General features: G+C 70.2%; 19 protein-coding genes. 11 read left to right on the top strand and 8 right to left on the bottom strand.

What is annotated here, in order from left to right:
• Positions 1–272: 3-deoxy-7-phosphoheptulonate synthase (locus ORI60_RS34555; protein ID WP_266042200.1), on the top strand; the 272-nt coding region annotated here is incomplete at its 5' end.
• A 73-nt stretch (positions 273–345) separates the two neighbouring features.
• On the opposite strand, the gene pknB is transcribed toward ORI60_RS34555, so the two are convergent.
• Positions 346–2382: a Stk1 family PASTA domain-containing Ser/Thr kinase gene (pknB, locus tag ORI60_RS34550; RefSeq protein ID WP_266042199.1), complete on the bottom strand. Its 2037-nt coding sequence runs from the start codon at positions 2380–2382 to the stop codon at positions 346–348.
• A 77-nt stretch (positions 2383–2459) separates the two neighbouring features.
• Between pknB and ORI60_RS34545 the strand changes: the two genes are divergently transcribed.
• Both ORI60_RS34545 and ORI60_RS34540 read left to right on the top strand, forming a co-directional pair.
• Complete coding sequence (locus ORI60_RS34545) at positions 2460–2825, top strand: Rv2175c family DNA-binding protein (protein WP_030474641.1); 366 nt, start codon at positions 2460–2462, stop codon at positions 2823–2825.
• Between the two features lie 69 nt (positions 2826–2894).
• Positions 2895–3293 (top strand): hypothetical protein, encoded by a 399-nt coding sequence (locus ORI60_RS34540; protein ID WP_266042198.1) that lies wholly within the window; start codon positions 2895–2897, stop codon positions 3291–3293.
• Between the two features lie 8 nt (positions 3294–3301).
• Here ORI60_RS34540 and ORI60_RS34535 read toward each other — a convergent pair whose 3' ends face one another.
• From ORI60_RS34535 to ORI60_RS34525, 3 genes are all read right to left on the bottom strand, one after another.
• On the bottom strand, positions 3302–4186 hold the full coding sequence (locus ORI60_RS34535; RefSeq protein ID WP_266042197.1) for a phytoene/squalene synthase family protein: 885 nt from the start codon (positions 4184–4186) through the stop codon (positions 3302–3304).
• On the bottom strand, positions 4183–5631 hold the full coding sequence (mptB, locus tag ORI60_RS34530) for a polyprenol phosphomannose-dependent alpha 1,6 mannosyltransferase MptB (RefSeq protein WP_266042196.1): 1449 nt from the start codon (positions 5629–5631) through the stop codon (positions 4183–4185). The genes ORI60_RS34535 and mptB overlap by 4 nt, the downstream gene beginning before the upstream one ends.
• Before the next feature lie 168 nt (positions 5632–5799).
• Entirely contained in the window at positions 5800–6903 is a 1104-nt protein-coding gene (locus ORI60_RS34525; RefSeq protein WP_416234538.1) for a polyprenyl synthetase family protein, read from the bottom strand.
• A 67-nt stretch (positions 6904–6970) separates the two neighbouring features.
• On the opposite strand from ORI60_RS34525, the gene metF reads away from it, so the two are divergent.
• On the top strand, positions 6971–7852 hold the full coding sequence (gene metF / locus ORI60_RS34520; protein ID WP_266042194.1) for a methylenetetrahydrofolate reductase [NAD(P)H]: 882 nt from the start codon (positions 6971–6973) through the stop codon (positions 7850–7852).
• Here metF and ORI60_RS34515 read toward each other — a convergent pair.
• Entirely contained in the window at positions 7849–8511 is a 663-nt protein-coding gene (locus ORI60_RS34515) for a DUF3153 domain-containing protein (protein ID WP_416234537.1), read from the bottom strand. The genes metF and ORI60_RS34515 overlap by 4 nt on opposite strands.
• A gap of 99 nt (positions 8512–8610) precedes the next feature.
• On the opposite strand from ORI60_RS34515, the gene ORI60_RS34510 reads away from it, so the two are divergent.
• Positions 8611–10263: a DUF885 domain-containing protein gene (locus tag ORI60_RS34510; protein WP_266042192.1), complete on the top strand. Its 1653-nt coding sequence runs from the start codon at positions 8611–8613 to the stop codon at positions 10261–10263.
• Positions 10264–10373: 110 nt separating this feature from the next.
• Positions 10374–10775: a hypothetical protein gene (locus ORI60_RS34505; RefSeq protein ID WP_266042191.1), complete on the top strand. Its 402-nt coding sequence runs from the start codon at positions 10374–10376 to the stop codon at positions 10773–10775.
• On the opposite strand, the gene ORI60_RS34500 is transcribed toward ORI60_RS34505, so the two are convergent.
• The gene (locus tag ORI60_RS34500) at positions 10720–11229 is read right to left on the bottom strand and encodes a VOC family protein (protein WP_266042190.1); all 510 of its coding nucleotides are present in this window, start codon (positions 11227–11229) and stop codon (positions 10720–10722) included. The two genes, ORI60_RS34505 and ORI60_RS34500, sit on opposite strands and share 56 nt — an antisense overlap.
• Positions 11230–11253: 24 nt before the next feature.
• On the opposite strand from ORI60_RS34500, the gene ORI60_RS34495 reads away from it, so the two are divergent.
• The gene (locus ORI60_RS34495; protein WP_266042189.1) at positions 11254–12819 is read left to right on the top strand and encodes an alkaline phosphatase D family protein; all 1566 of its coding nucleotides are present in this window, start codon (positions 11254–11256) and stop codon (positions 12817–12819) included.
• Here ORI60_RS34495 and ORI60_RS34490 read toward each other — a convergent pair.
• Together ORI60_RS34490 and ORI60_RS34485 are read right to left on the bottom strand one after the other, a co-directional pair.
• Positions 12796–13542, bottom strand: a complete 747-nt coding sequence (locus ORI60_RS34490) for a maleylpyruvate isomerase N-terminal domain-containing protein (RefSeq protein ID WP_266042188.1) — start codon at positions 13540–13542, stop codon at positions 12796–12798. The genes ORI60_RS34495 and ORI60_RS34490 overlap by 24 nt on opposite strands.
• Positions 13539–13958, bottom strand: coding sequence for an SAV_6107 family HEPN domain-containing protein (locus ORI60_RS34485; RefSeq protein ID WP_266042187.1), 420 nt, complete (start codon positions 13956–13958; stop codon positions 13539–13541). Before ORI60_RS34485 ends, ORI60_RS34490 begins: the two co-directional genes overlap by 4 nt.
• A gap of 203 nt (positions 13959–14161) precedes the next feature.
• On the opposite strand from ORI60_RS34485, the gene ORI60_RS34480 reads away from it, so the two are divergent.
• The 4 genes from ORI60_RS34480 (at position 14162) to ORI60_RS34465 (ending at position 17082) form a co-directional block, all read left to right on the top strand.
• On the top strand, positions 14162–14650 hold the full coding sequence (locus ORI60_RS34480; RefSeq protein WP_266042186.1) for a YbaK/EbsC family protein: 489 nt from the start codon (positions 14162–14164) through the stop codon (positions 14648–14650).
• Positions 14647–15207, top strand: coding sequence for a GNAT family N-acetyltransferase (locus ORI60_RS34475; RefSeq protein ID WP_266042185.1), 561 nt, complete (start codon positions 14647–14649; stop codon positions 15205–15207). Before ORI60_RS34480 ends, ORI60_RS34475 begins: the two co-directional genes overlap by 4 nt.
• Before the next feature lie 256 nt (positions 15208–15463).
• Positions 15464–16093 (top strand): GntR family transcriptional regulator, encoded by a 630-nt coding sequence (locus tag ORI60_RS34470; protein ID WP_266042184.1) that lies wholly within the window; start codon positions 15464–15466, stop codon positions 16091–16093.
• Positions 16090–17082 carry a 1-aminocyclopropane-1-carboxylate deaminase gene (locus ORI60_RS34465; protein WP_266042183.1) on the top strand — a complete coding sequence of 331 codons (993 nt, stop codon included), beginning with the start codon at positions 16090–16092 and terminating at the stop codon, positions 17080–17082. Before ORI60_RS34470 ends, ORI60_RS34465 begins: the two co-directional genes overlap by 4 nt.
• Positions 17083–17091 lie beyond the last annotated feature (9 nt).

Raw genomic sequence — 17091 nt, 5'->3', positions numbered from 1 at the left:
ACGAGTCGTCGACCGGCTACAAGACCCGGCACTTCGACCGCATCGTCGACGAGGTCCAGGGCTTCTTCGAGGTGCACCGCCGTCTCGGCACGCACCCCGGCGGCATCCACATCGAGCTCACGGGTGAGGACGTCACCGAGTGCCTCGGCGGCGCCCAGGAGATCTCCGACGACGACCTCGCCGGCCGCTACGAGACGGCGTGCGACCCGCGCCTGAACACGCAGCAGTCGCTCGAGCTCGCGTTCCTCGTCGCCGAGATGCTGCGGTCCTGACGAGTTTCCTGAAGACGAGCTGAAGAACGAAGGGCCCCGCGTCGAGAACGCGGGGCCCTTCGCTTTACCCGTGTCAGAGGCCGACGATCGTGATCTCGGTTCCTCGCTTCACCCGCGTGCGCGGCGGGATCGACTGGTTCACCACGGTCGCGTTGTTGCTCTTGTTGAACTCGACCCGCACCTTCAGGCCGGCCCGTTCGAGCTCCTCTTTCGCCTCCCGCACCTTCTGCCGGGTGACGTCGGGAACCTCGATCTCCTGGTTGTTCTGGTAGAAGAGCGTGACCCGCTTGTTCTGCGTCGGGTCCAGCACCGTGCCCGCGGGCGGATCCGTCCGCACCACGCGCGACCCGTTGTTCTCCGGCGCGTCCTCGCCGCCCGCGTCGACCGCCTCCAGACCGGCGCGCTGCAGCTCGGCGGTCGCCTCGTCCTTCGTCTTGCCCGTCACGTTCGGCACCGGCAGGCGCGGCGGCGGGCCCTTGCTCAGGATGAGGGTCACCGGGGCGTTGAGGTCGAGCGCCGTGCCGGGACGCGGATCGACGCCGACGACCTTGCCGATCGGCACCGTGTCGTGGAACGCGTCCTTCGCGGGGTCCTTGACCGCCTTGAGGCCCGAGGCCTGGATCTCCTTGGTGACGGCGTCCTGCTCGGCCCCGGCGGTGACGAACGGCACCACGGGCCTGCCGCGCGACACGACGAGCTTCACCTGGTCGTTCTTGCGCAGCTCGGCACCAGGGCCGGGGTCGGAGCTGATGACCGTGCCGTTGGGCACGTCGTTGGACGGCACCTTCTCGACCAGCCCGGTCAGGTCGGCCTTCGAGAGCAGCAGCATCGCGTTCTGCTCGGACTGCCCGGCCACCGACGGCATCTCCGTGTAGCGGTTCGACCCGACGTACCAGGTGAACAGCCCGACGAGGACGACCACGACGCCGGCCACGGAACCCCAGATCGTGAAGAGCTTCTTGCGCCGCTTGCGCTCCTCCTCGACCGGGTCGACCTTCGGCTTGCGCTTCTGCGGGGGACGACGGCGCGGCGGCTCCGGCCGCTGCATCGTGCGCGTCGCCGAGGCGCCGACGGGAATGCCCGGAGGCGGCGTCGGAGGAGGCCCGGTGCTGACCGTCGTCATCGCCGCCGAGTTCAGCGGCGGCTTCGGCACCACGGGCCTGGTCAGCTCGGCTGCGGAGGGGGGAGTGGCACCGACCGCGACGGGAACCGGCCGCATGACGACCGTCCTGTCGTTCTCGGGCGCCGAACCGGGCACGGGCACCGGCTGGGGCGTGAGGCCCAGCTCCGCGCCCACGCGCTCCAGCTCGGCCAGGAACGCGTCGGCGTTCGCGGGCCGCAGCAGCGGGTCGCGCCGCGTCGCCTTGCGCACCAGCGTGTCGAGCGCCAGCGGGATCTCCGGAACCGACGGGACGTCCGAGTTCACGTGCTGGTAGGCCACCGAGATGGGCGTCTCGCCGCGGTAGGGCGCCTGACCCGCCAGCATCTCGTAGAGCACGATGCCGGCCGAGTAGACGTCACTGCGCGCGTTCGCGGTGCCCGATTCCACCTGTTCAGGTGAAAGGTAGGCGACAGTGCCCAGGATCTCGCTGTCGCTCGTGACGCCGTTCTCGGCGATCGCACGGGCCAGCCCGAAGTCCGCCACCTTGACCTGGCCACCCGGCCCGATCAGCACGTTCTCCGGTTTCACGTCCCGGTGCACGAGCCCCGCGCGGTGAGCGGCGCCCAAAGCCGACAGCACCGGCCCGAGGATGCTCAACGCCACGGCGGGAACGAGCTTGCCGCGCTGGTTGAGCAGGTCACGGAGGTTGCCGCCGTCGATCAGCTCCATCACCAGGTACACCTGGTCACCGTCGACGCCCTGGTCGTGCACGGACACCACTGCCGGGTGGTGCAACTGGGCCGCCGCACGCGCCTCGCGTTCGAAGCGCGCCACGAACGCGGGGTCCGCCGTCAGGTGAGGATCCATCACCTTGATGGCCACATCTCGATCGAGGCGGGTGTCACGACCTCGATAGACGGTGGACATGCCGCCGCGCGCGAGCACGGAGTCCACCCGGTAGCGCTGCTCCAGCAGTCCACCCATCACGTTCGAAACCGACCTCTCCACAGTGCGAGATGGTAAAGCTCAGGATGACCCGGTTGGCGGAAGGGCGTTCCCAGTTCGGTTATGGCATCGTGACCCCCGTGAGTGCGATTCCTGCCGCTGCGGATGTATTGGCTGCCGACCTGGAGGTTCTTCCTCTCCCCGAGGTGGCCGACCGAATGGGACTTCCGGTCACCCGGGTCCACCAAATGCTGCGCGACGGGCAACTGCTCGCCGAGCGGCGGGCCGGCGTTCTCGTCGTCCCCGAGGCGTTCCTCGCTGCCGGAGGGGTGGTGAAGGGTCTGCCCGGCACCATCACGGTGCTGCGCGACCAGAACTACTCCACGGACGAGATCCTGCGCTGGCTCTTCACGGAGGACGAAAGCCTCCCTGGCACTCCGATCGAAGCATTGCGCGGAGACCGTGGGCGTGAGGTAAAGCGCCGCGCGCAGGCCATGGGTTTCTAGTTCACCCGTTGCAGCGGTTCCAGGCGTCTCAGCGAGCGGGAGACGCCTGGAACCCCTGAGCTGGTGCACATGATCACCAAAACTCTCGTCGCCGGTCTCACCGCCCTCGGGCTGCTCCTCGCGCCGGTCGCCGCGACCGCCGCCCCGTCGGTGCAGGCCAAGCCCACCACGCTCGAACTCGACGCGGGTGGCGCCAAGGTCAAGCTGAAGAAGGGCGACCAGCTCCAGATCAAGGGCAAGTTCGGCGCCAAGGGCGAGCGTCGGCTCACTCTGGGCCTCGACGTGTTCGCGCAGGTCAGGGTCGGTGCCTCGGTGTGGACGAACATCTACACCCGCAGCTGCCAGCCGAACTCGACGTTCACCGCGAAGCTCAGCATCGACGCGTCCGCCGACCTGCGCCTCTACTTCCCCGGCACGAGCGTCTACGCCTCCGCGACGTCGAACATCGTCGCCGTGGTCGTGGTCTAAAGCGGGGTTCATCGCGCCGCCGCGCGGGCGAGCGGGGTTCGAGCGAGCAGTGCCCGGCCGGCGCCGGGCACTGCCACCGCGAACCGTCGTGCGTTCGGCACGGCTACACGCCGCCACAGCACCTCGCAGCCGACTAGCCCGAGGATGTCGCGATACAGCGTGTATGCAGTGCGTACACAGGGGCGTGACGCCGCCGACAGCATGTCGATGCCCGGCTCCGCCGACCGATATGTCGCATACGTGTGCGCGACGAGGTCGTCGAGCGCCCTTTGCACCCGGTCGTTTGCGCGCCGATGGCGACGAACCCATTGCAACAGGTCTCGGTCGACGCCGTGCGCGGCGAGCACGTCCTGCGGCAGGTACACCCGGCCGCGGTCGAGGTCCTCGCCGACGTCGCGCAGGAAGTTCGTGAGCTGGAACGCCGTCCCGAGCCGTGCCGCGTACGGCGCGGCCTCCTCGCGGGGCACGACGGTGCCGAGCACCGGCAGCATCTGCAGCCCGATGACCTCCGCGGAGCCGTGCATGTAGACACCCAGCGCGTCGAGGTCCGCGTACTCCGTCACGTCGAGGTCCATCCGCATCGACGCGAGGAAGTCGGTGAACAGCGCCCTGTCGATGTCGTAGCGGCGCATCGTGTCGGCCAGTGCGAGCAGGACCGGGTTCGACGGCTCCTCGTCCAGGAGTCGTTCCACCGCGTCGAGCTCGCTCGCGCGGTCGGCCACGCCGGCGGCGTCGACGATCTCGTCGGCCCAGCGCGCGAACGCGTACAACGCGTGCACCGCCGGCCGCTGGTCGGGCCGCAGCAGCGTCGTCGCCAGGAAGAACGTCCTGCCGTACCGCGCGTTGACCCGGCGGCAGGCGGCATAGGCGGAGCTCAGGGTCCCGGAGCTCATTCGTAGCGGGTGGACAGGCCGAACGGGTCCGGCTTCACCAGCGACCGCGCCGCGAGACCCGACACCACCAGCGCGAAGAACAGGTAGCCCCACGAGTAGAGCGCCGTGTCGCCGTTCGGGAACGTCACCAGCAGCAGGAACAGCGACGCGACCGTCACCGTGACCAGCGCGCCCGTGCTCCACGCGAACCCGGCGGCCAGCGCCAGCGGCCAGCTGAAGTACCAGGGCAGCGTCGCGGGCGACAGCAGCGCCACGGCCAGCATCGTCAGCGCACCGCGCCGGATGGCGTCGCGCACCTCGCCGTCGCGCGCCGCCCACCACTGCGTGTAGGCGATCCAGATCAGCACCACGGAGCCCAGCGCCCGCGCCACGCCGAGGAAGATGCCGCCGTCGACGTAGACGAACCAGTTCACGACCATGCGCACGAAGTCGCCGACCGCGCTCGGCAGCGACAGCCAGTTGATGATCATCGACGAGCTGCGCAGCGCCGGGATCCAGCCGAGGTTCACCCCGGCGACGACCGTGCACACCGCGAACGTGCCGAGGAACGCGGCGAGGCCGGGCAGTAGCGCCTTGCGGAACTGGGCACGCTTGTCGCCGTCCAGGCGCGCGGCCCAGATCCAGACGAGGAACGGCACGATCACGACCGCCGTCGCCTTCACCGAGAACGCGAGGGCGAGCAGCACGAAGCCGAGCACGTGCCTGCGGTCGAGCACCAGCAGCACGCCGGCGGCCATCAGCCCGATCATCAGCAGGTCGTTGTGCGCGCCGCCGATCAGGTGGATCAGCACCAGCGGGTTCGCCGCGACCAGCCACAGCGCGATCGCCGACTTGCCGCCCAGGTGCCTGCTCAGGCCCGGCAGCGCCCAGCACAGCAGCACCAGGCCGCCCGCGAGGGACAGGCGCATGGTGACGACGCCGAGGATGACGCTCGCGTCCGTGGCCCAGACGATCGCCTTGGCGATCAGGATGAACAACGGTCCGTACGGCGCCGGCGTGTGCTGCCACACCCAGCTGACGTTCTCGCTGAGCGTGCTCTGCAGGACGGCGGGCCCGACCGTGTACGGGTCGTAGCCGCTCAGCGCGAGCTGGCCCTGGGCCAGGTAGCTGTAGATGTCCTTGCTGAACAGCGGCGGCGCGAAGAGCAGCGGCAACGTCCAGACCGTGACCGCGACGAGAACCGCGAAGTCGCCGATCTCGCCCCACCGCACGAGGCGGCCGAGCCGGATCCACGCCCAGATGACGAGGCCCAGCCCGAGGTACAGGACCATGCTCGCGAGGTCGCGGCCGTGGCCGTAGCGCAGCCAGCTCAGCCCGACCTGGGCGAGCAGCGGGTCGCGCTCCAGGATCGCGCCGGCACCCATGCCCCCGAGCGCGATCAGTGCCACGCCCAGCAGGCCGAGCATGGTCGTGCGGATGGGGATGGCGTAGGTGTTCGTGCGCACGACTGGTTGAAGCTCCTGTATCGACGCCTCGGAGCTCGTGCGGGGTGGGGACGGAGTTGCTGCCATCGCCCGAACATCGTTGCACAACGCGCGTAAGCGTCAGCAAGCAACGGCCCACACGGTCACGAGGACTTAATCAACCCCGGGCGCGAGACGCCCATGATCGACTCAGAAGGTCCGCTTCGTCGAACTGATCGCGAGGTCGGCGAGCTTGGTGGCGGCCGGTTCGGCCACGGGAGCGTCGTCGAGGGCGGCCAGCGCGCTCTTCGTCAGTTCCTCGATGCGCTCCTCGACGGCGTCGACGGCGCCGACGTCCACGAGCGCGCGCCGGACCTCCTCGACGGTGCCGAGGTCGAGGTCGGGCTTGCCGAGGGCCGTGTCCAGCACGTCGGCGCCGAACTGCATGCCGAGCGCGACGAGCAGCGTGCGCTTGCCCTCGGCGAGGTCGTCGCCGGCGGGCTTGCCGGTCACCTCGGGGTCGCCGAACACGCCGAGCAGGTCGTCGCGCAGCTGGAAGGCGACGCCGATGTCGGCACCGAACGCGCGCAGCCCGTCGATCAGCTCGGGCGAGCCGCCCGCCATCGCCGCGCCCATGTGCAGCGGCCGTTCGACGGTGTAGGCGGCGGTCTTGAGCCTGTCGATGCGCAACGCGGCGTCGGGGGACGAGTCACCCCTGGCCTGAGTCAGCACGTCGAGGTACTGGCCCGCGAGCATCTCGGTGCGCATGTCCCGCCACGGCTCGCTCATCCGGCGCAGCACCTCGGACGGCAGCCCGGCGGCGAAGAGCATGTCGTCCGCCCACGCCAGCGCGACGTCGCCGATCAGCACGGCCGCCGACATGCCGAACCGCTCCGGCGAGCCGAGCCAGCCCTGCTCGCGGTGCCGCGTGCCGAACGCGATGTGCACGGTCGGCTTGCCCCGCCGCACCGACGAGGCGTCCATCAGGTCGTCGTGGATCAGCGCGCACGCCTGGATCAGCTCCAGCGAGCTGACCGCCGTGAGCACCTCTTCCGCGAGGTCGCCGTCGGGATCGCCCCCGGCCGCGCGCCAGCCCCACCACGCGTACGTCGGGCGGATGCGCTTGCCGCCGCCCAGCACGAAGCCGGAGAGCGCGTCGACGGCGCTCGCGAAGCTCGGGTCCATCGCCTCGCCGGACGCGCGGCGGGAGGCCAGGTACGTGGTCAACGCTGCTTCGACGTGCTGGGGCAGGGCGACGTCGATGGGGTGGTGGGACACACGTCCATGGTCCGCTGTGTCCGGGGCCACCCGCATGTCGGGGCCGTGTACCACATGGTGAGCAGGAGTCTCACCTGGCGGAAGACCCACTAGTGTTGGTCCCATGACGTCGGTGGTGGAGCGACTCCGGGGTGAGTCACCCAAGTTCTCGGTGGAGTTCCTGCCTCCCCGGGACGCGGAGGACGAGAAGGTCCTCTGGAAGGCCGTCCGCGAGCTGGAAGGCCTCGACCCGGCGTTCGTGTCGATCACCTACGGCGCCGGCGGGTCGCGCCGGGACCGCACGATCCGCGCCACCGGCCGCATCGCGCAGGAGACGACGCTGCTCCCCGTCGCGCACCTCACCGCCGTCGAGCACTCGGTGGCGGAGCTGCGCAACGTCATCGGCTGGTACGCGGCGATCGGCGTGCGCAACATCCTGGCGCTGCGCGGCGACCCTCCCGGCGACCCGATGGGCGAGTGGGTCGCGCACCCGGAAGGTCTCAACTACGCCGACGAGCTGGTGCGGCTGGTCCGCGAGCTCGGCGACTTCTGCGTGGGCGTGGCGGCGTTCCCGTACGGGCACCCGCGTTCGGGCGACCTCGACACCGACCTCAAGTTCCTGCTGCGCAAGCTCAACGCGGGCGCCGACTACGCGGTGGCCCAGCTGTTCCACGCGCCGGAGCCGTTCCTGCGGATGCGCGACAGGGTGGCGGCCGCGGGCTGTTCCGCGGCGATCCTGCCCGGGATCATGCCGATGCTCTCGCCGCGCGGCCTGGCCAAGATCGTGGAGCTGTCCGGCGCCGACCTGCCGCCGGAGGTCTCCCGACGGCTGGAGCCGTACGCGGACGACGTGACGGGGTTCCGGGCGACCGGCATCGACATCGCGACCGAGATGTGCCAGCGGCTGCTCGACGAGGGCGTTCCCGCGCTGCACTTCTACACGATGAACAGGTCCAAGGCGACGAAGGAGGTCCTGGGGCGCCTGGGCCTGGTGACGCGCGCCTAGAGCGTGACGTTGCGTTTGTGCGCGATGAGCGCGAGCACGACGACGATCAGCGCGGCACCGCCGGTGAGCCCGGCGACCAGCAGCGCCCAGCCGAAGAACGAGCTGGAGTTCTCGCCCGCGTACTGCACGGTGGCCTGCAGCATCGAGGCCTGACCGGGCTTCGGAGACCACGCGATCGTGTTGTTCTCCTCCTCGCGGCCGTTGGTGTTCACGATCTTGCCCGGGAAGCTGACCTTGATCTGGATGTCCGCGCGTTCCACGGGCACCTGGGTCAGGTCGACCGACCCCGAGAGCGTGACAAGATCACCCGACCGGCGGAAGTTGAGGCTGTAGCGGCTGTTCGACGAGCTGGTGGACGACGACAGCGTCCGCATCTCGTCGAACGACAGGCCGTTGAAGAACAGCTGCGTGCCCGCGTACGACTCCACCCGGTACGGCTTGGTGGTGACGCGGCTCGCGAGCTCCGGCGGCACCTTGAGCTGCGGACCGGGGTCGTTGTCCTGCGTCGGTGGCGTGGCCGCGACGATCTCGCCGGAGATGCGGTCGTCGTCGGACACGGCCATGGCGGCGTACACGCGAACGCAGCCGCTCAGCGAAAACAGGGTGAGCAGCAAGAAGACCGGCAGCAGCAGTGCCCGGGAACGACGCACGGCGGACATCCTGCCAGCACGGCCCGAACGACGCAGTTCCCCTCCGAAGGTCGTGAGCTTGACTAACTACCTTTTGGTGTCGAGAGGCGCGAGGTAGCGTCTCGGCGCATGGCATCCGTGCACGAGATCAGCAACGAATTCGTCCGCGACTACGTGGCGCTCGACCCCATCGCGGCCACGAGCCTGGGCTTCGCGGGTTCCGACGACCAGCTGACGGACCTCTCCCCGGAAGGACACGCGGCGCGCGACGAACTCGCCGTCCGCGCGCTCGCCGCCGTCACCGCCGCCCAGCCCGCGGATGCCTCCGAGGAAGCGGCGCGCGCCGTCTTCCTGGAACGCACGGGCCTGGAGCACGAGCTGTACGAGGCCGGCCAGACCGAGTCCTCGCTGAACGTCATCGCGAGCCCGATCCAGTCCGTGCGCGACATCTTCGACCAGATGCCGACCGACACGCCGGAGCAGTGGGCCACCATCGGCCGCCGCCTGTCCGCCGTGCCCGCCGCACTGGACGGCCTGCGCGCCTCTCTCTCGCACGCCGCCTCTCGCGGCCACGTCTCCGCATTGCGTCAGGTCACCCAGGTCGCCAAGCAGTGCGACACGTTCGCCTCGACGTTCTTCGGCCCGTTCGCCGCCTCCGCCGACGTCGACGGTTCCGTGCGCTCCTCTCTCGACGCCGGTGCCACGGCCGCTGCCGCCGCCTACGCGGACTTCGCCTCGTTCCTCCGCACGACGCTGGCTCCTCAGGCGCCGACGAAGGACGCGGTCGGCGAGGAGCGCTACCGCCTCGGCTCGCGCTACTTCACCGGCTCGCGGCTCGACCTGGCCGAGGCCTACGCGTGGGGCTGGGAGGAGTTCCTCGGCATCGAGGCGGAGATGAAGGAGGTGGCTTCGCGGCTCAAGCCCGGCGCCACCCTGGCGGAGACCGCCGCGTTCCTCGACGAGCACCCGCGCTACCAGGTGCACGGCAAGGACGGCCTGCAGGCGTGGATGCAGGAGCTGTCCGACAAGGCCCTGCTCGACCTGCGCGACGTGCACTTCGACCTGCCGGGCGCGCTGATGAACCTCGAGTGCAGGATCGCCCCGCCCGGCGGTGCCGTCGGCGCCTACTACACGCAGCCGACCGCGGACTTCTCCCGCCCCGGCCGCATGTGGTGGTCGATCGCCGAGGGCAAGTCGGTGTTCCCGACGTGGCGCGAGACCTCGACGGTCTACCACGAGGGCGTGCCGGGTCACCACCTCCAGTGCGCGACGGCGGTGTACCAGTCCGAGACGCTCAACGATTTCCAGCGCCTGATGTGCTGGGTGTCGGGCCACGGCGAGGGCTGGGCGCTCTACGCGGAACGCCTCATGCGCGAGCTCGGCTACCTCGACGACGACGGCGACCTGCTCGGCATGCTCGACGCGCACCTGTTCCGCGCGGCGCGCGTGATCATCGACATCGGCATGCACCTGGAGCTGGAGATCCCGGCCGGCACGGGCTTCCACCCCGGCGAGCGCTGGACCCCGGAGCTCGGCCTCGAGTTCATGATGACCCGCACCCTGTCGGAGCCCGCGCACATCCGCGACGAGATCGACCGCTACCTCGGCTGGCCGGGCCAGGCGCCGGCGTACAAGATCGGCGAGCGCCTGTGGCTCGCCGCCCGCGAGGACGCGCGGACCCGCAAGGGCGCCGACTTCGACCTCAAGCGCTTCCACAAGGAAGCCCTGGAGATGGGCGCGATGGGCCTCGACACCCTTCGTGAACGGTTGGCCGCCCTCTGACCACAGCTCTGCGCGCAGGCCTCTGACCTGCGCTGATCACCTCTTGTGCAAAGAACGTTTGCGGACGTCCGCAAACGTTCTTTGCATGAGCCTGGCGAAATGGTTGAACGATGGACCTGTCCGAGCTGTGTTTCCACCTGCGGCACCGGCGCGGGATGTACCTGCCGGACGACCGCTACGGGACGGCGGTCGCCTTCGTCCACGGCTACGAGGCGGCGTTCGACGGAGTGCCGCTGGAGGGGTTCCAGGAGTACGTGGCGTCGCGGACCGGGCAAGCCGGGTCGCCCATCGTCTGGCACTACCTGGTCGCGGCCGAAGTGATGCCGGACGTCTTCGACAAGGGCCTGGGCCAGATACCCGCCGAGCTGGGGACCCCGCTCACCGACAGGATGCTCGACCTGCTGGAGGCGTTTCTCGTGGACCAGGGCGGCAGGGTGCTGTCCGACATAGCGGACTTCAGAGCGAAGCGCGCTGAGCGGGATCGGCGTAGCGGACGCGCACGCGGTTCGTGATCGGCTCCGGGTCGTCGGTCCGCACGAACTCGAGCCACGGACCCGGCTCGGGCCGCACCGAGGCGAAGCCGTCACCGCTGCGCACCACCGGGTGCCCGGTCGCCTCGGCCGACGCCAGCGGATCAGGTGAGTCGACGACGACGGCCGCGACCACGCCGGGGTACTCGGGCCGCGGTTCGAGGACGCAGAACTCGTTGCCCTGCGGATCGCGCAGCACCACCCACGGCACGTCGGTCTGACCGATGTCGGCGTGCTCGGCCCCGAGCTTCAGCGCCCGCGCCACGATGTCCGCCTGGTGCTCGGGCGACGTCGAGGCCAGGTCGAGGTGCACCCGGTTCTTCTCGATCTTCGGGATGTCGCTCCACACGAACGTCAGCTCGATCTCGTCACCGGCGAACTCGGACCAGAACGCGGCCAGCGCGGGGGGATCCGCCGCCTCGAACGTGATTTCCACTCGTGCGAGGGTACTGTCTCGCGCGTGGCGAAGCTGGTGCTCGGACCGCTCCTGAGATATGTCGACGCAACGTCCGCGACGGTGTGGGTCGAGACGGACGCCTCGTGCGAGGTCACGATCGCCGGTCACACCGCGCGCACGTTCCAGGCGGGCAGGCAGCACTTCGCGCTCGTCCGGCTGGAGAACCTGGGCCCGCGCACCGAGTACGACGTCAGGCTCGGCGACGAGCTGGTCTGGCCGGAACCCGGTAGCGGCTTCCCGAAACCGGTCATCCGCACCGGTGAGGTCCGCCAGATCGCCTTCGGGTCGTGCCGCGCCGCCCCGCACCAGCCGGTCGGCCCCGACGCGCTCGACGCGCTGGCGCAGCGGCTGATGGAGCTGCCGGAGGAGGCGTGGCCGCAGGCGCTGGTCCTGCTGGGAGACCAGGTCTACGCCGACGAACCCACCGAGGCCACCAAGCAGTGGCTGCGTGAGCGTCGCAACGGCACGAAGGAACCCGACGGCGAGGTCGTGCACTTCGGCGAGTACGCCCGTCTCTACCACGAGACCTGGGGCGACCCGGAGATCCGCTGGCTGCTGTCGGTCGTGCCGACGGCGATGATCTTCGACGACCACGACGTGCGCGACGACTGGAACACGTCCGCGGTGTGGCGCAAGGAGATGGCGGACAAGCCGTGGTGGCGCGACAGGATCCGCGGCGCCATCTCCTCCTACTGGGTCTACCAGCACCTCGGCAACCTCAGCCCCGACGAGCTCGCGCGCAATCCCTTGTACGCCAAGGTGAAGGCCCAGGACACGGACGTGCTGCCGTTGCTGGAGGAGTTCGCCGAGGAGGCCGACAAGGAGGTGGAGGGCCGCAAGTCGACGTGGTGGAGCTTCCGCCGCGAGTTCGGCCGCGTCAGGCTGCTCATGGTCGACACGCGGTCCGGCCGCATCCTCGACGAGGGCAAGCGGCAGATGGTCAGCGACGAGGAGTTCGAGTGGATCGAGCGGAACACCGAGGGTGACTTCGACCACCTGCTGATCGGCTCGTCGCTGCCGTGGCTGATGCCGCACGCGCTCAGCCACTTCCAGTCGCTCAACGAGATCGGCGCGCGCAAGCCGGGCTGGCAGGGCAAGGCCGCAGAGGGGATCAGGCAGGCGGTCGACCTGGAGCACTGGCCGGCGTTCCGCGAGTCGTTCGACCGGCTCTCCCGCATGATCGAGAAGGCCGCGAACAACGGCGCCGCCACCGTGTGCGTGCTCTCCGGCGACGTCCACCACAGCTACGTCGCCGAGGCCGAGTTCCCCAGGCCCACCAAGGCCGTGGTCGCGCAGCTCGTGTGCTCGCCCATCCACAACGAGGCGCCGAAGTTCCTGCGGCCGGGGTTCCGGCTGTCGTGGTCCCGCCCGGCCTCGCGGGTGTTCCGCCGGCTCGCGACGCTGGCCGGTGTGCCGGAGGACCTGGTGCACTGGCGCAAGACCAGCGGCCCGCACTTCGGCAACTCCGTGGCGCTGCTGGACATCGAGGGCCGCCGCGCCCGCTACCGGCTGATCTCGGCAGCGGGCGAGGAGACCGCGAGCGTGCTACTTGGTCGCGAGCCGCAGTAGCGCCCACAGCTGCGCGATCGCGTCGTGGTCGCCGACCACCTCGACCATCCGGTCGGGCAACCGCCCCCACAGCCAGCGGTACATCGTCATCGGTTCCGCCGACACCTGCGCGTCGGCGACGTGGGCGTCCTCCGGGTCGACCACGCGCCACGCCGACGCGCCGCGCGGCCCGCAGCGCGTGAGCCACAGGTGGTCCTCGACCTGGATGGTGACGAGGCTCTCGCGCGACCCCCGCACCCCGAGCACGTCCAGCTTGTGCCCCAGCCACAACGTGAGCACCTCGTCGACGCCGTCGACCGCGACCTCGTCGTCGACGGCACCGACCTCCATGCCCGCGGCACCTTGGACGTCCATGCGGTGCACCGTCGTCTCGTGCGCGAGCCGTCTCCGCCAGAACCCGTAGTTCTGCTGATCAGGCCACCACGTCGCGCACGGCTCGTCCTCGTCGTGCGCTTCGAGCTCCGCGATCACGGCCTCCGCGCCCGTGCGCATGAACTCCAGCGCGTCCTCGCCGGGCTCGGGGAAGTCCTGCCATTCCCCGATCTCCGGCTCGCGGCCGAGCCTGATCCACGCCAGCGCGCCGCGATAGCCGCCGCCGATGTGCCGCACGGTCTCCCCGAGGTTCAGCCCGGGACAGGCGGGCACGCCCTTGTGCGGTGGCTGGCCGATCGCGGACATGGCGAGCAGCTCCGCCTCACGACGCAGAACTTCCAGATGGTTCACGGTTGTGCCTCGCTCATCACGCGGTCGACGAGCGCCACGAAGAGATGTGTCTGACGCACCAGGTCGTCCGCGGTGCGTGCGTTGACGTGCCTGGTGATCCCCGCGAGCACAGCGGCCCGTGTGGACGACCACGACGCGAAGAAAGCGGCCCACTCGCTCATTTCCGGTGCCATCGCGCCGAGCAGCACCCACGCGCTGGTCGGCCTCGACCGTCCGCGGTGGGGCCGTCCGCGCAAGGCGAGCACCGCGGCGGCGGCGCGCAACGCGGCGAGGTAAGCGGTCGCGAACCGCTCCGGGGGTTCGGGCGTGCGCTCGGACTCGGCGAGCGAGTCGTGGGCCTGCCGCAGCAGGACGAGCGCGGACGCGGGTGGCAACGGGATGGGGAAGGCTGCCGGATTCGAAAGTTCGGCTGTCATCTCGGCCTCCTCGTGGCGTCGGTGAACGACGTCACCGCCGAGGGGAAGCCGGCGGCTCTCGGAGGTGGGGTGCTTCCCCCACCCCACCTCCGAGGCATGGTGAGACTCGAACACGTGTTCGAGTCCTCCTCAGCGTAGCTGTCAGCCGATGGATTCCTCAACCCGGCCCACCGCGTGGGCGCGAGTCGTGGTCTCATGGAGACGTGAGTGCGCTCGAACACCCCGGAATCCGCAAGGTCGCGGAAGCCCTGCCGCCCGCCACCGCCGCACGCATCGTCGTGCTGCCGGACGCCGTGCGGACCGCGGCGGCCGCGGCGCAGGCGGTGGGTGTGCAGGTAGGCGCGATCGCGAACAGCCTGGTCTTCGCCGCGGTGCGCGACGGCGAGGCGACCCCGCTGCTGGTGCTGACGTCGGGCGCGCATCGCGCGGACACGTCACTGGTCGCCGCGCTCGTGGGCGCGGACGCCGTCAAGCGCGCCGACCCCGAGTTCGTCCGCGAGCACACCGGCCAGGTGATCGGCGGCGTGTCACCGGTGGGGCACCCGGCGCCGATCGAGACCGTGGTGGACGAGTCGCTGTCCGGCTACGAGGAGATCTGGGCCGCCGCGGGCCATCCGCACGCCGTCTACCCCACGACCTTCGCGGACCTGGTGGCGCTGACGGGCGGACGCGTCGCGGTGGTGTCGGCATGACGGCCTCGCCGCGCCTGGAGCGCATCGTCGAGCTCACCGCCTCGGAACTGAACGCGCGGCTGGGCGAAGCGCTCGCGCTGTACGTGACGGCGATGAACTACCCGCCCGCCACCGTCGAGCAGCGCGCCCCGATGTGGCTCGCCCACATGATGCGCGAGGACTGGCGCTGCGTCGTCGCGCTGGGGGAGCAGGACGAGCTCGTCGGCATCGGCTACGGCTACCGCGGCGCGGCCGGCCAGTGGTGGCACGAGCAGGTGCGGCGCGGACTGATGCAGGTCTCGCCGCCCGCGGTCGTCGACAGCTGGCTCACCGACTACTTCGAGCTCACCGAACTGCACGTGCTGCCGCGCGCGCAGGGCCGCGGCCTCGGCGAGGACCTGCTGCGCCGCCTGCTGGAGGGCGTGCGGTCCTCCTGCGTGCTGCTCTCCACGCCTGAAGGCCCGAGCAAGGCGTGGAAGCTCTACCGCCGCGTCGGCTTCGAGGACGTGCTGCGGCACTACCAGTTCACCGGCGACCCGCGCCCGTTCGCGGTGCTCGGCCGCAAGTTGCCCATCTGACAGACGGCCGGCACGACTTCCTGCTCAGGCGATCACGTCCCTGAGCCGAGTCGCGCTGCCGCGATTCCGTCCGCCCTTCCGGCGTCGCCCCCGTCGATCCGTGCCCGCCTTCATGCAAAAAACGTTTGCGGACGACGGCAAATGACTCATTGCAATGGCCTTGAGCGTGGCGTGGGTAGGGGCGTGGAGCTGTATATCGCCAGCTCAAGCCGCGTAGGGGTTGCGATCGCGTGACCCCGGCCCTACGCTCGCCAATATGCAATATATTGGATATGGGTCACTGAAAGAGCGGGCGGCGGCCGAGATCCGGTCGGCGATCGTGCGCGGTGATCTGGAGCCGGGGACGCCCATCAAGGACGTCGAGCTGGCGGAACGGCTGGGTCTGTCGCGCACGCCGGTGCGCGAGGCGCTCGCCACGCTGACCGACGAGGGGCTCGTCGAGACCAAGCCGCACGCGTACACCCGTGTCACCGCGCTCGCAGCGGAGCCTGTGCGCGACGCGCTCGTCGTCGTGCAGTCGATGCACTCCCTCGCCATCGGCCTCGCGGTGCCGAAGATGACGGCCGAGGACATCGCCGCGATGAGCGCCGCGAACAAGGCCTTCAAGAAGGCGCTCGACGCCGACGACGCCGTCGCCGCGCTGGCCGCCGACGACGAGTTCCACGCCGTGGCCGTCCGCTGCTGCGGCAACTTCGCGATCGCCGCGACCATCGACCGCTTCACCCCGCTGGTGCGCAGGATCGAGCACAGCCGGTTCTCCTCGCCGAACGCACGGCATTCCGTGACGCAGCACCAGCAGATCATCGAGGCGTGCGAGCAGCGCGACGACCGGCTGGCCACGGCTCTGGTCGACCTGAACTGGAGCACCCTGAAGGAGGAACTGTGAACAGATTCCCGCTGCTCTTCGGTCCGTCCCCGGTCCACCGCCTCGACCGGCTCACGGCGCACCTCGGCGGTGCCGCCGTCTGGGCGAAGCGCGAGGACTGCAACTCCGGCCTCGCCTACGGCGGCAACAAGACCCGCAAGCTCGAGTACCTCGTCGCCGACGCCCTGGCCACCGGCTGCGACACCCTCGTGTCGATCGGCGGCATCCAGTCCAACCACACCCGCCAGGTCGCGGCCGCGGCGGCCCGCGCCGGCCTGAAGGCCGTGCTGGTGCAGGAGAGCTGGGTCGAGTGGTCCGACGTCGGCAGCGACCGCGTGGGCAACATCCTGCTCAGCCGCATGATGGGAGCCGAGGTCCGGCTGGTGAACGCCGAGTTCGGCATCGGCGTCAAACCCGCCTGGGAGCAGGCGATCGACGAGGTCCGCGCGAACGGCGGCAAGCCCTACCCGATCCCCGCCGGAGCCTCCGACCACCCGCTGGGCGGCATGGGGTTCGCGAACTGGGCCGACGAGGTCCGCCAGCAGGAAGCCCAGCTCGGCGTCTTCTTCGACACCATCATCGTCTGCTCCGTCACCGGCAGCACCCAGGCGGGCATGGTCGCCGGTTTCGCGAACGACACCGACCGCCGCGTCCTGGGCATTGACGCGTCCGCCAAACCCGCCGAGACCCTCGACCAGATCACCCGCATCGCGCACAACACCGCCAAGCTCCGCGAGGTCACGGTGTCCGAAGAGGACATCCTCCTCGACGACCGCTTCCACGCCGGCACCTACGGCATCGCCGACGAGTCCACACTGGAGGCCATGCGCCTCGGCGCCGGCCTGGAGGCGATGATCACCGACCCGGTCTACGAGGGGAAGTCCCTGGCGGGGCTCATCCACCTCGTGTCGTCGGGCGAGATCGACCGCGACTCCACGGTGCTCTACGCCCACCTCGGCGGGCAGCCTGCCCTCAACGCCTACAGCTCGCTGTTCTCCCCCGAGAACTAGACGGGGTGG

It is taken from the genome of Lentzea sp. NEAU-D7 (assembly GCF_026242055.1).
In the GTDB taxonomy this organism is placed as follows: domain Bacteria; phylum Actinomycetota; class Actinomycetes; order Mycobacteriales; family Pseudonocardiaceae; genus Lentzea.
This window is presented reverse-complemented; position numbering and strand designations above follow the sequence as displayed.